The organism is Stenotrophomonas sp. CFBP 13725, from assembly GCF_014841935.1.
GTDB lineage: Bacteria > Pseudomonadota > Gammaproteobacteria > Xanthomonadales > Xanthomonadaceae > Stenotrophomonas.
On record NZ_JACYUV010000004.1, the window covers coordinates 275,242 to 287,637 of the forward strand.

The 12,396-nt window shown below is 65.2% G+C and carries 10 protein-coding genes; 7 read left to right on the forward strand and 3 right to left on the reverse strand.

The genetic code is table 11. The features are described from left to right. Positions 1–51: 51 nt before the first annotated feature. Genes smeD through IFT65_RS09390 form a run of 3 tightly spaced genes read left to right on the forward strand, consistent with a single transcriptional unit; the run spans position 52 to position 5,846 of the window. Entirely contained in the window at positions 52–1,299 is a 1,248-nt protein-coding gene (smeD, locus tag IFT65_RS09380) for a multidrug efflux RND transporter periplasmic adaptor subunit SmeD (RefSeq protein ID WP_192081233.1), read from the forward strand. Positions 1,300–1,311: 12 nt separating this feature from the next. Beyond that, positions 1,312–4,458 carry a multidrug efflux RND transporter permease subunit SmeE gene (gene smeE, locus IFT65_RS09385; protein ID WP_192081234.1) on the forward strand — a complete coding sequence of 1,049 codons (3,147 nt, stop codon included), beginning with the start codon at positions 1,312–1,314 and terminating at the stop codon, positions 4,456–4,458. After that, on the forward strand, positions 4,455–5,846 hold the full coding sequence (locus IFT65_RS09390; protein WP_188326136.1) for an efflux transporter outer membrane subunit: 1,392 nt from the start codon (positions 4,455–4,457) through the stop codon (positions 5,844–5,846). Before smeE ends, IFT65_RS09390 begins: the two co-directional genes overlap by 4 nt. 165 nt (positions 5,847–6,011) lie before the next feature. Here the strand turns inward: IFT65_RS09390 and IFT65_RS09395 are convergent, their stop codons facing one another. Both IFT65_RS09395 and IFT65_RS09400 read right to left on the reverse strand, forming a co-directional pair. Beyond that, positions 6,012–6,338, reverse strand: coding sequence for a hypothetical protein (locus IFT65_RS09395; RefSeq protein ID WP_188327183.1), 327 nt, complete (start codon positions 6,336–6,338; stop codon positions 6,012–6,014). A gap of 144 nt (positions 6,339–6,482) precedes the next feature. Continuing rightward, positions 6,483–6,935, reverse strand: a complete 453-nt coding sequence (locus IFT65_RS09400) for a nucleoside deaminase (protein WP_188326137.1) — start codon at positions 6,933–6,935, stop codon at positions 6,483–6,485. A gap of 77 nt (positions 6,936–7,012) precedes the next feature. Between IFT65_RS09400 and ubiE the strand changes: the two genes are divergently transcribed. The 3 genes from ubiE (at position 7,013) to IFT65_RS09415 (ending at position 10,468) form a co-directional block, all read left to right on the forward strand. Further along, the gene (gene ubiE, locus IFT65_RS09405) at positions 7,013–7,774 is read left to right on the forward strand and encodes a bifunctional demethylmenaquinone methyltransferase/2-methoxy-6-polyprenyl-1,4-benzoquinol methylase UbiE (RefSeq protein ID WP_188326138.1); all 762 of its coding nucleotides are present in this window, start codon (positions 7,013–7,015) and stop codon (positions 7,772–7,774) included. 185 nt (positions 7,775–7,959) lie between these two features. Continuing rightward, positions 7,960–9,888: a M1 family metallopeptidase gene (locus tag IFT65_RS09410; RefSeq protein ID WP_188326139.1), complete on the forward strand. Its 1,929-nt coding sequence runs from the start codon at positions 7,960–7,962 to the stop codon at positions 9,886–9,888. 196 nt (positions 9,889–10,084) lie between these two features. Then, positions 10,085–10,468, forward strand: coding sequence for a hypothetical protein (locus IFT65_RS09415; protein WP_192081235.1), 384 nt, complete (start codon positions 10,085–10,087; stop codon positions 10,466–10,468). Here IFT65_RS09415 and IFT65_RS09420 read toward each other — a convergent pair. After that, complete coding sequence (locus tag IFT65_RS09420) at positions 10,465–11,100, reverse strand: TetR/AcrR family transcriptional regulator (RefSeq protein ID WP_192081236.1); 636 nt, start codon at positions 11,098–11,100, stop codon at positions 10,465–10,467. The two genes, IFT65_RS09415 and IFT65_RS09420, sit on opposite strands and share 4 nt — an antisense overlap. A gap of 130 nt (positions 11,101–11,230) precedes the next feature. Between IFT65_RS09420 and IFT65_RS09425 the strand changes: the two genes are divergently transcribed. Next, complete coding sequence (locus IFT65_RS09425) at positions 11,231–12,265, forward strand: MBL fold metallo-hydrolase (RefSeq protein ID WP_197974078.1); 1,035 nt, start codon at positions 11,231–11,233, stop codon at positions 12,263–12,265. Positions 12,266–12,396: the final 131 nt, after the last annotated feature.

Below are 12,396 nucleotides of genomic sequence, written 5' to 3' on the forward strand. Positions count from 1 at the left end.
CCGCCGAGCGTGGCTCGGCGCTACAGACTCCCTGCTATCGAGACCCTCCCCATGTTTCTGACTCGTGTTCGCCCCATCGCGCTTTCGCTGGCCATCGCCGCGGTCGTTGCCGCCTGCGGTGGCGGTGATGACCAACCGCCGCAGCAAGGACCCGGGCAAGTGACCGTGGTTACCCTGAAAGCCGAATCGGTATCGCTGACCCGGGAGTTGCCGGGGCGCACCAATGCATTCCTGGTTGCTGAAGTGCGGCCGCAGGTCAATGGCCTGGTCGGCAAGCGATTGTTCACCGAAGGCAGCATGGTGACCGAAGGCCAGCCGCTGTATCAGATCGACGATGCCAGCTACCGCGCGCAGGCCAACAATGCCCGCGCCCAGCTGGCACGTGCGGAGGCGACCGCCAACGCCTCGCGCTTGAGCGCCGCTCGCATCAATGAGCTGGCCAAGGTGGATGCGGTCAGCAAGCAGGATCTGGAGAACGCGGTCGCCGCGCAGAAGCAGGCCGAGGCCGATGTCGGCGCGGCAAAAGCATCGCTGGATGCGGCCAACGTGACATTGGGCTATGCGCGGATCACCGCGCCGATCAGCGGCCGCATCGGCAAGTCCAGTGTCACCCAAGGGGCATTGGTGAGCGCCGCTCAGCCCGAGGCACTGGCAACGGTGCAGCAGCTGGATCCCATCTATGTCGATCTGACCCAGTCTGCCGCCGAACTGCTGCAGTTGCGGCGCGAGCTGGCGGCCGGCCGCCTGCAGGACAACCAGAGCCTGCCTGTCAGCATCCTGCTCGATGATGGCACGCCGTTCGAGCACAAGGGCACGCTGGAATTCTCCGAAGTCAGCGTGGACCCGACCACCGGCAGCTACGGCCTGCGGGTGAAGGTGGACAACCCGGATGGCGTACTGATGCCGGGCATGTACGTGCGCGCGGTGATCGGCGGCGGCGTGCGTGATGGCGCACTGCTGGTCCCGATGCAGGGCATCGCCCGTGACGCCAAGGGCGATACCAGTGCCATGGTGGTCAACAAGGACAACAAGGTGGAAGTGCGTCCGGTGAAGGTCAGCCGCGCGCTGGGTGACAAGTGGCTGGTCGAGGATGGCCTGCAGGCAGGCGACAAGGTGATCGTGGAGGGCCTGCAGAAGATCGGCCCGGACATGCCGGTGCAGGCCACCGAAAAGGGCAGCGAACCGGTAAAGCCGGCAGATGGCAAGCCCGCGGCTGCACCGGCCGCCGCAGATCCGGCCGCCGCGTCCCCCGACGCCGCTGCACCCGCCCAGGCTCCGGCCGGCACCGACGCGCAGTAAGCGGAGAACCCCATGGCACGTTTCTTCATTGATCGACCCATCTTTGCGTGGGTGATCGCGATCATCATCATGCTTGCCGGTGCGCTGGCGGTAACCACCTTGCCGGTGTCCATGTATCCGGAAGTGGCCCCGCCGGCCGTCGAGATCTCCGCCACGTATCCCGGTGCGTCGGCGAAGGTGGTGGAAGACTCGGTGACGCAGATCATCGAGCAGAACATGAAAGGCCTCGACGGGCTGATCTATTTCTCGTCCAACAGCTCGGCCAACGGCCAGGCCACCATCACCCTGACCTTCGAATCCGGGACCAATCCAGACATCGCCCAGGTGCAGGTGCAGAACAAGCTGCAGTTGGCGATGCCCCTGTTGCCGCAGGAAGTGCAGCGGCAGGGCATCAACGTGGCCAAGTCCAGCAGCGGCTTCCTGCAGGTGCTGGGCTTTGTGTCCAATGACAACAGCATGGACGCCAACGACATCTCCGATTTCGTGGGCTCCAACGTGGTCGACCCGCTCAGCCGCGTGCCGGGCGTGGGCAACATCCAGGTGTTCGGCGGCAAGTACGCCATGCGCATCTGGCTGGATCCCAACAAGCTGCACACCTACAAGCTGTCGGTGGATGAAGTCACCGCAGCGATCACCGCACAGAACGCCCAGGTGGCGATCGGCCAGCTGGGCGGTGCGCCGTCGGTGAAGGGCCAGCAGCTCAACGCCACCATCAACGCGCAGGATCGCCTGCAGACGCCGGAGCAGTTCCGCAACATCCTGGTGCGTGGCGGCACCGATGGCAGCGAGCTGCGCCTGGGCGACGTGGCCCGTGTGGAACTCGGCGCGGAAAGCTACGACTTCGTCACCCGGTACAACGGCAAGCCGTCCACCGGCATCGCCATCACCCTGGCCACCGGCGCCAACGCGCTGGATACCGCCAATGGCGTGCGCGCGGCACTGGAGGACATGAAGGCGACCTTCCCGGCCGGCCTGGAATCGGTGGTGCCGTATGACACCACCCCGTTCGTGCAGGTGTCGATCAAGGGCGTGATCAAGACGCTGATCGAAGCGATCGTGCTGGTGTTCGTGGTGATGTACCTGTTCCTGCAGAACTTCCGCGCCACGTTGATCCCGACCATCGCCGTACCGGTGGTGCTGCTCGGCACGTTCGGCGTGCTGTCGGTGTTGGGGTTCTCGGTCAACATGCTGACGATGTTCGCGATGGTGCTGGCGATCGGCCTGCTGGTCGATGATGCCATCGTGGTGGTGGAGAACGTCGAGCGCATCATGGCCGAAGAGGGCCTGTCGCCGCTGGAGGCCACGCGCAAATCAATGACCCAGATCACCGGCGCGCTGGTGGGCATCGGCCTGGTGCTGTCGGCGGTGTTCGTGCCGATGGCCTTCATGGGCGGTGCCACCGGCGTGATCTACCGGCAGTTCTCGGCCACGATTGTTTCGGCAATGGCGCTGTCGGTGCTGGTCGCGATCGTGCTCACGCCGGCGCTGTGCGCCACCATGCTCAAGCCCCTGAAAAAGGGCGAGCATCACGTCGCCCACAAGGGCTGGTCGGGTCGCTTCTTCGGTGGCTTCAACCGCGGCTTCGACAAGTCCAGCGAAAAGTACCAGCGTGGCGTCAAGGGCATCATTTCCCGCCCGTGGCGTTTCATGGGCGTGTTCGCGGCGCTGTCGCTGGTGATGGTGCTGTTGTTCATGCGCCTGCCCAGCTCGTTCCTGCCCAACGAAGACCAGGGCATCATGATGGCGCTGGTGCAGACGCCGGTGGGCTCCACCCAGGAGCGCACGCTGGAGGCGATGGCCAAGCTGGAAAACCACTTCCTGGAGAACGAAGGCGAAGCGATCGAATCGATCTTCGCCATCCAGGGCTTCAGCTTCGCCGGCATGGGCCAGAACGCGGGCATGGCCTTCGTCAAGCTGAAGGACTGGAAGGATCGCGGTTCGGAGCAGAGCGTGGAGGCCGTTACCGGCCGTGCGATGGGCGCACTGAGCGGTATCAAGGACGCTTTCATTTTCGCGTTCCCGCCGCCGGCCATGCCGGAACTGGGTATCGGCTCGGGTTACACCTTCTTCCTGAAGGACAACAGTGGCCAGGGGCACGAGGCCCTGCTCAACGCACGCAACCAGCTGCTGGGTGCCGCCGGGCAGAGCAAGCTGCTGGCCAACGTGCGACCGAACGGCCAGGAAGACACCCCGCAGCTGCGCATCGACGTGGACGTGGAAAAGGCCAATGCGTTGGGCCTGAACATGACGTCCATCAACAACACGTTGGCCACCGCGTGGGGCAGCAGCTACATCGATGACTTCATCGACCGTGGCCGGGTCAAGCGCGTGTACGTGCAGTCCGATGCGGACTTCCGCATGAATCCGGACGACTTCAACGTGTGGTCGGTGAAGAATGCGGCCGGCGAGATGGTGCCGTTCAGTGCCTTCGCGTCCAAGCGCTGGGACTTCGGTTCGCCGCGGCTGGAGCGCTACAACGGCGTGTCGGCCATGGAAATCCAGGGTGAACCTGCCACGGGCGTGGCATCGGGCGATGCCATGAACGAGATCGAGCGCATCGCCAAGGATCTGCCGCCGGGCTACGAGATCGAGTGGACCGCGCTGTCCTATCAGGAGCGTCAGGCCGGCTCGCAGACCCCGCTGCTGTACTCGCTGTCGCTGCTGATCGTGTTCCTGTGCCTCGCTGCGTTGTACGAAAGCTGGAGCGTGCCGACCTCGGTGCTGATGGTCGCGCCGCTGGGCATCCTCGGTGCCGTGCTGGCCAACACGCTGCTCGGGCTGGAGCGTGACATCTATTTCCAGGTGGCGATGCTGACCACGGTGGGCCTGACATCGAAGAACGCCATCCTGATCGTGGAGTTCGCCAAGGACAACCTGGAGAAGGGCGCCGGACTGATCGAGGCCACCATGCACGCCGTGCGCGATCGCTTGCGTCCGATCATCATGACCTCGCTGGCATTCGGCCTGGGCGTGCTGCCTCTGGCCATCGCCTCCGGCGCCGGCTCGGGTGCGCAGCGCGCGATCGGCACCGGTGTGCTGGGCGGCATGCTCGCCGGCACCTTGCTGGGCGTGTTCTTCATCCCGCTGTTCTTCGTCGTCGTGCAGCGCGTGTTCAACCGCAAGCTGCGCAACGCGCCGCAATCGAGTGAGACCCCATGAAGCAGATCCCCTTGCTGCTGGCCCTGGTGGCCAGCCTCGGCCTGACCAGCTGTGCCACGTTGGTGCCTGAGCGCACCGACGTGGCGCCCGCCATACCCGCGCAGTGGCCGATCGAAGCGGGCCAGGGCCGGGCCACCGACGTCGCCGCGCTGGGCTGGCGTGACTTCTTTACCGATGCGCGTCTGCAGGACGTCATCACCCAGGCGCTGGACAACAACCGCGATCTGCGTGTGGCCGTGCTGAATGTCGAACGTGCCCGCGGCCAGTACCGCATCCAGCGCGCCGACCGCGTACCCGGGCTCGCGGTGCAGGGGCAGATGGAGCGCATCGGCGGTGACATGCCGGTCAGTGAGCAGTTCACGGCCGGGCTGGGCATCACCGAGTTCGAGCTCGATCTGTTCGGACGTGTGCGCAACCTCAGCGAGGCGGCACTGCAGCAGTACTTCGCGGTGGCCGCCAACCGGCGCAATGCGCAGTTGAGCCTGGTCGCGGAAACCGCGACGGCCTGGCTGACCTTCGGTGCCGACAGCGAACAGCTGCGTATCTCCGAAGCCACGCTGGCCAGCCACGAAGATTCGCTGCGGCTGGCGCAGGCGCGTTTCGAGCGCGGCGGCAGCTCGGCGCTGGAGCTGGCCCAGACCCGTACGCTGGTGGAAACCGCCCGCACCGATGCCGCGCGCCTGCGCGGTCAGGTCGAGCAGGACCGCAATGCCTTGTCACTGCTGATCGGCGGGCCGGTGGACGCCGCGTTGCTGCCGTCCGGCAACAACGAACTGCAGCTGCTGGCCCTGGCGCCGCCGCCGGCGGACCTGCCCAGTGATGTGCTGCTGCGCCGCCCGGACATCATGGCGGCCGAGCACACCTTGCTGGCGGGCAACGCCAACATCGGTGCGGCACGTGCAGCGTTCTTTCCCAGCATCCGCCTGACCGGCACGCTGGGGAGCCGGTCCGACGAACTGTCGGGGTTGTTCGACAGCGGCACGCGGATGTGGAGCTTCCTGCCGACGATCAGCCTGCCGATCTTCCAGGGCGGCCGGTTGCGTGCCGGGTTGGCCGTGGCCGAAGCGGACCGCGACATCGCCTTGGCCGAGTATGAGAAGGCGATCCAGGTCGGCTTCCGCGAAACCGCCGATGCCTTGGCGCTGAGCACCAGCCTGGATGCCCAGGCCGATTCGCAGCGTGGACTGGTGGAGGCCGCGACGCAGGCCGAACGCCTGTCGCAGGCGCGCTACGACGCCGGGTTGGACAGCTTCGTCACGCTGCTGGACGCGCGGCGTACCGCCTACAGCGCACAGCAGAGCCAGCTGCAGACCGCGTTGGCACAGCAGGCAAACCGGATCACGTTGTACAAAGTGCTGGGTGGCGGCTGGCGCGAATCAGGAAGGTAACTAACGCCGACCGGGTAGAGCCGACTTCAGTCGGCTGCCCCCTTCAACCGTTTGCCCATTCACCCGGCTCACCCGGCTGCGCGCTGATCGCTCGTCCGGATGAACGGCCATCGCCCCCTCGGTGGCCGTTTCAGATAACCGCAGGCCGCCGCGTGAGCGCGCAGATCAGGCGATCAGGCGCGGACGATCGTCAGTGCGGACCATGCTGGCCACATAGACGTGGTCCCATACCTGTTCAATGAAGGCGCGGGCCTGGGCTTCGGTCAGCCGCGGCATGATCTGCAGGGCGTACTGGGTCTGGAACGCGTCCTCGCGCTGCTCGTTGGTGGCGCGGGGGTGGGTGATCAGCGAGTCACAGGCAAACTTGATCCACGGGACAAAATGGCCGAAAGAGCCCGGGCCCATGGCGCCTTCGGCGTGTCGCTGGCGCCAGTGGTTCAGCTCTGCCTCCACGTCGATGACCGGAGGGACATTGGGTACATCTGCGCGCATGGCTGCTACTTCTTCTGATGATGTGGGGGTGGGGGAGTCCCGATCATCGCTATCGGCCAGTGCACGCAGCGTCATTGCTGCGTGCAATCGGCGTTCCAAGGTCGTGGTCGCCATGCCAAGGCTGAAATATTCAGCGAGTCCCGCTCACTCGCCGATGTCTTCGTCCCAGATCTCCGGATGACGTTCGATGAATGCGCCCAGCAGATCGACACACTCCTGGCTGTCCAGGTCGATCACGTTGACGCCGCTCTCGCGCAGCCAGTCGATGCCGCCCTGGAAAGTGCGCGACTCGCCCACCACCACGGTGCCGATGTTGAACTGGCGGACCAGTCCGCTGCAGTACCAGCAGGGGGCCAGGGTGGTGACCATGATCGTGTTCTTGTAGCCGCGCTGGCGGCCGGCCTTGCGGAACGCATCGGTCTCGCCGTGCACGGAGGGGTCGCCTTCCTGCACCCGGCGGTTGTGGCCACAGCCCAGCAGCCGACCGTCGTTGTGATACAGCGCCGCGCCGATCGGCACGCCGCCTTCGGCCATGCCCTGGCGGGCTTCGGCGAGGGCGGTCTGCAGCAGGGCGTGGTAGTCGGGCGTGGTGATCATGGGGGTCTCCGTGAATTCAGAGGGTCATGATACGGGCAGGGGGTGCCGCCGGCTCCGCGCGGTGCGATAATCCATCCATGAGCGAATCCCCCTACAAGTCCGGAACTACCCATTTCGGCTTCCGCGATGTCGATGCAAAGGACAAGCAGAAGCTGGTCGGCCAGGTCTTCACCTCGGTCGCGCGCAACTACGACCTGATGAATGACCTGATGAGCCTGGGCGTGCATCGGGTCTGGAAGCGCTACTACGTGGCCACCGCGCAGGTGAAGCCCGGTGACCGCGTGCTGGATCTGGCCGGCGGTACCGGTGACATTGCCGCGCTGCTGAAGGAGCGGGTCGGCACGGACGGTGCGGTCGTGGTGGGCGACATCAACGCCGGCATGCTGTCGGTGGGCCGTGATCGCTTGACCAACCGCGGCCTGGTGGCCGGGTTGGACTACGTGCAGTGCAATGCAGAAGCCCTGCCGTTCCCGGATGCCAGCTTCGACCTGGTGACCATCGCGTTCGGGCTGCGCAACGTGACCGATAAAGATGCGGCGCTGCGCGAGATGCATCGCGTGCTGAAAGTAGGCGGGCAGGCACGCGTGCTGGAGTTTTCCGAGGTCACACTGGACTGGTTCAAGCCGATCTACGACTTCCACTCGTTCAAGGTGCTGCCGAAGCTGGGCCGTCTGTTCGCGCGCGATTCGGACAGCTATCAGTACCTGGCCGAAAGCATCCGCAAGCACCCGCCACAGGATGCGCTGAAGGCGATGATGAGTGAGGCCGGATTCGAACGCTGCCACTACAAGAACCTGTCGGCGGGCATCGTCTCGATCCACTCCGGTTACAAGCTGTAACCCGGTAGCGCCGAGCCATGCTCGGCGTGCGGGATCCCGCCTAGCGTGGCTATGCCGGTCGTCCTGACCGGCACCCTCCGGGCCGTCGCAAGCGACGTTGGCAGCGGCTCCTGCCGCTACCTTCGGCGCTACCAAGGGCGGAACAGGGGTAAAATCAGCCTTTACCCCTGAAACGGTCTCGATGCATGCGTACCCCGTTCCTGCTCCTTCCGCTGGCCGTGGCCCTCGCCGCCGGCTGCTCCCAGGAGACCGCCGCGCCGGTCGCCACTCCCCCCGCGCAGAGTGCGCCGGCTGCCCCCGTGAACGCTGAAAACCGCAGCCACGACGAAAGCTCCTATGCCGAGCCGGACAAGGTCGTCATCAAGGACATCGCCCTCGACCTGAAGCTGGATTTCGACAGCAAGCAGATCGGTGGCACCGCGACCTACACGCTGGAGTGGAAGAACAAGGACGCCAAGCAGCTGGTGCTGGACACGCGTGAGCTGGCCGTCGCCAAGGTCGAGGCCATCGCGGCCGATGGCGCGCGCAGCCCGCTGCCGTTCGTGCTGGCGCCCGTGGACAAGGTGTTCGGCAGCAAGCTGACCATCGAAACCCCCACGCAGCCGACCAAGGTCGAGATCAGCTACCACACCGCTCCGACGGCCTCGGGCCTGCAGTGGCTGGCGCCGTCGATGACCGAAGGCAAGAAGCTGCCCTTCATGTTCAGCCAGTCGCAGGCGATCCACGCGCGCTCGTGGGTGCCGCTGCAGGACACGCCGAGCGTTCGCTTCACCTACAGCGCGCACGTGGTCTCGCGCCCGGACGTGATGGTGCTGATGAGCGCCGACAACGACCCCAAGGCCGCGCGTGACGGTGATTACACCTTCAAGATGCCGCAGCCGATTCCTTCCTACCTGCTGGCGATCGCTGCGGGTGACCTGGTGTTCGAGCCGATCTCCGGCCGCTCCGGTGTGTGGGCTGAACCGACCATGGTCGGCAAGGCAGCGAAGGAGTTCGAAGACACCGAGAAAATGATCGGCGCCGCCGAAAAGCTGTACGGCGAGTACCGCTGGGGCCGCTACGACATGCTGGTGCTGCCGCCGTCGTTCCCGTTCGGCGGCATGGAAAACCCGCGCCTGACCTTCGCCACCCCGACCGTGATCGTGGGCGACAAGTCGCTGGTCTCGCTGGTCGCCCACGAACTGGCGCACAGCTGGTCGGGCAACCTGGTGACCAACGCCAGCTGGAAGGACATCTGGCTCAACGAAGGCTTCACCACCTACGTGCAGGGTCGCATCACCGAAGCGCTGTATGGCAAGGAAATGGCCGAGATGGAGCGGCAGATCGACCAGACCGACCTGTTGGCCGAGGTGAAGGACATGAGCCCGGCCGACCAGGCGCTGGCCCTGCCGCCGCTGAACGAACGTGACCCGGACGAGGCGCTGAGCCAGGTTGCCTATGTAAAGGGGTCCTGGTTCCTGGAGTTCCTGGAACAGCGCTTCGGCCGCGAGGTGTTCGATCCCTTCCTGCGTGGCTGGTTCAACGACCATGCCTTCCAGAGCGCGAACACCGATCAGTTCGTCGACTATCTGAAGAAGAACCTGCTCGACAAGAAGCCCGGCGCAGTGACGGATGCCGAACTGAAGGCATGGCTCGACGAGCCGGGCATCCCGGCATTCGCGGCCAAGGCGCAGTCGCGCAACTTCAGCAATGTCGATACCGCGCGCATTGCGTGGGAAGGTACCGGCAAGCTGCCCACCAACCAGCTGACCGCTGAATGGAGCACGCAGGAATGGGTGCGTTTCATCGACGGACTGGGCGCGAAGCAGCCGCTGGACAAGCTCACCGCGCTGGACCGTGCCTTCAAGTTCACCGGTACGCCGAACGGTGAAATCGCCATGCGCTGGTACCCGCTGGCGATCCGCAGTGGCTACGCCGAGGCGACTCCGGCCGCCGCCGAGTTCATCGAGCGGGTGGGCCGTCGCAAGCTGATCATGCCGATCTACGCCGAACTGGTGAAGACGCCGGAAGGTCTGGAGATTGCCAAGGCTGCCTTTGAAAAGGCCAAGCCGGGCTACCACCCGATCACCACCGGCTCGGTGCAGGACATGCTGTCCAAGGCCGAAGCCCAGTAACACCGAAAGCGGGTGCTGACGTCGGTCGGCACCCGCTCTTGCTGGGACGGGCGCGGTTGCTGGTGCCATCGCCGCTGCCTTCGTGATTGCGGTAGCGGTCGCTGCTGCCGTGCCGTTGCCGTTGCCGTTGCTGTCGCCTTGTCCTTCGCGGTTCCGGTTGCCTTCGCGATCGCGGTTGCTCTCGCTGTAACTGTCGTTGCTGTTGCTGTCGCTGTCGCTGTTGCTGTTGCTGTCGCTGTCGCTGTGGCTGTTGCTGTCGCTGTCGCTGTTGCTGTCGCTGTTGCTCTCGCTGTCGCTGTCGCTGTCGCTCTCGCTGTCGCTGTTGCTCTCGCTGTTGCTCTCGCTCTCGCTCTCGCTGTCGCTGTCGCTGTTGCTCTCGCTCTCGCTGTCGCTGTCGCTGTTGCTTTCGCTCTCGCTCTCGCTGTCGCTGTCGCTGTTGCTCTCGCTCTCGCTGTTGCTGTCGCTGTGGCTGTTGCTCTCGCTGTCGCTGCTTGGTAGAGCCGACTTCAGTCGGCTTCCCGCCGCCAGCCGACTGAAGTCGGCTCTACCAATGCCAACCTCCTGCGCCGCTCGGGGCTAGACCGACGTATGTTCCAGTGCGTTCAGCGCCAGGAACATGTCCACGCACTCTTCCATCAATCGCTGCTGCGCTTCCGGTGCCAGCGGCGCCTGCCCCATTGCCACCTGCGGCCAGAACGCAAACGCCTTCAGCATGCCTTGCAGCTGATGCGCGGCTTCAGCCGGCGAGGGCAGTGTGCGCAGCCGACCATCCGCTTGTGCCGCCCGCATCCAGGCAGTCAGCCCTTCTTCTTTCTCCGCCAGCCGCTCCATCATCGCCCGCGCGCGCTCCGGCGCATGCACCAGTTCGGCGATCGCCACCCGCGACAGGTCGATGAAACTCTCATCGGCCATCAGCCGCATCTTCCTTGCGGCGAATCCTAGCAGTTGCGGACGAAGCGGCTGGGCTGGCGCGTAGTCCGGCGCATCCAAGTCTTGGCTGGCCTCCCACAGCTGCAACAGGATGGCGGTGAACAGCTCGTCCTTGCTGGCGAAGTGGTTATAGACCGTTCGCTTGGACACCTCTGCCGTGGCAGCGATCCGGTCCATGCTGGTGGCCGCGAACCCGAAGCTGCGGAACTCCGTCACTGCCGCCGCGAGGATGGCGGCGCGCTTGCGGTCGGTCAGGCGGGTAGGGCGGGTATCGGCACTCATACCGATATTTTACACCGTTCAGTTTACTTCCAACGAAATAGAAGTAGACTCTTCGGTGTACTTTTCAGGGCAAGCCCGAATGACCCGTCGCCTGCCGCGCTTCCTCCTCCTTTCTACGGTATTGATCGCCATGACACTTGGCCTGCTGACCTGCGGCGCGCGTCCTGCCGCTTCCTACGAAGAATCTCCCCAGTACCAGGAGGGACGCTTCCACAATCCCGCGGGCAAGTCGTCGCTGGGATTCGTCGGCACCCTGGGGGTGCTCTGGCGCTTCATGGTGGACAAGCCCAAGGATGCCACCCCGCCCGCGCCGATTCCGGTGCATGCGTTGACCCGCCAGGACCTGCTGGACGCGCCGGACGACAGTCTGTGGCGGCTGGGACACTCCACCGTGCTGATGAAGTTGGATGGTCATTTCTGGCTGACCGACCCGGTTTTTTCCGAGCGCGCCTCGCCGATGTCGTTCATGGGACCCAAGCGCTTCCATGCGCCACCGCTTGATATTGAAGCGTTGCCGCCGCTGACCGGCGTGATCATTTCCCATGACCACTACGACCACCTGGACCACGATGCCATCCGTGCGCTGGCGCCGAAGGTCGACCACTTCATCACCGCGCTGGGTGTGGGGGATCGATTGCGGGCGTGGGGCGTGCCCGCCGACAAGATCCAGCAGCTGGACTGGTGGCAGGAGACCCAGGTGCACGGTCTGAAGATCGCTGCCACGCCGGCACAGCATTTCTCCGGTCGTGGCGTGTCCGATGGCAACCGCACGTTGTGGGCGTCGTGGGTGATCGACAGTGGACGCAAGCGCATTTTCTTCAGTGGTGACAGCGGCTACTTCGACGGCTTCGCCCAGATCGGCGAACGGTACGGTCCGTTCGACCTGACGCTCGTCGAGACCGGCGCTTACGACGCCGACTGGGCCGACGTGCACATGCAGCCCGAACAGAGTCTCCAGGCGCATCTGGATGTCCGCGGCAAGGTGATGATGCCGATCCACAACGGCACCTTCGACCTGGCGCTGCATCCGTGGACGGAACCCTTCGAGCGCATCACCGCGCTGGCGCAGGAACAGGGTGTGGTGCTGACGGCACCGCAGATGGGCGAGCGGTTGGATATCGGTGCACCGGCGCCATCCACCCAGTGGTGGCGGCAAGTGCGGTAACGCGGCAGGGAACGGGCAGGTGGCCAGGTGGATCGTTGGATCCGCGGCCGGTGGATCGGTGGACGGTGGATCGTTCGACGGGTGGACGGGTGGATCGGCGGCCGGTGGATGGTGGATGGTGGACGGGGGAT

What these genes read in the sequence shown, in the direction of transcription:
- IFT65_RS09400 (WP_188326137.1), bottom strand. Translation starts at nt 6,935, where the DNA reads ATGATCACCACGCCCGACTACCACGCCCTGCTGCAGACCGCCCTCGCC.
- IFT65_RS09390 (WP_188326136.1), top strand. Translation starts at nt 4,455, where the DNA reads ATGAAGCAGATCCCCTTGCTGCTGGCCCTGGTGGCCAGCCTCGGCCTG.
- IFT65_RS09410 (WP_188326139.1), top strand. Translation starts at nt 7,960, where the DNA reads ATGCGTACCCCGTTCCTGCTCCTTCCGCTGGCCGTGGCCCTCGCCGCC.
- IFT65_RS09420 (WP_192081236.1), bottom strand. Translation starts at nt 11,100, where the DNA reads ATGAGTGCCGATACCCGCCCTACCCGCCTGACCGACCGCAAGCGCGCC.
- IFT65_RS09425 (WP_197974078.1), top strand. Translation starts at nt 11,231, where the DNA reads ATGACACTTGGCCTGCTGACCTGCGGCGCGCGTCCTGCCGCTTCCTAC.
- smeE (WP_192081234.1), top strand. Translation starts at nt 1,312, where the DNA reads ATGGCACGTTTCTTCATTGATCGACCCATCTTTGCGTGGGTGATCGCG.
- smeD (WP_192081233.1), top strand. Translation starts at nt 52, where the DNA reads ATGTTTCTGACTCGTGTTCGCCCCATCGCGCTTTCGCTGGCCATCGCC.
- IFT65_RS09395 (WP_188327183.1), bottom strand. Translation starts at nt 6,338, where the DNA reads ATGCGCGCAGATGTACCCAATGTCCCTCCGGTCATCGACGTGGAGGCA.
- ubiE (WP_188326138.1), top strand. Translation starts at nt 7,013, where the DNA reads ATGAGCGAATCCCCCTACAAGTCCGGAACTACCCATTTCGGCTTCCGC.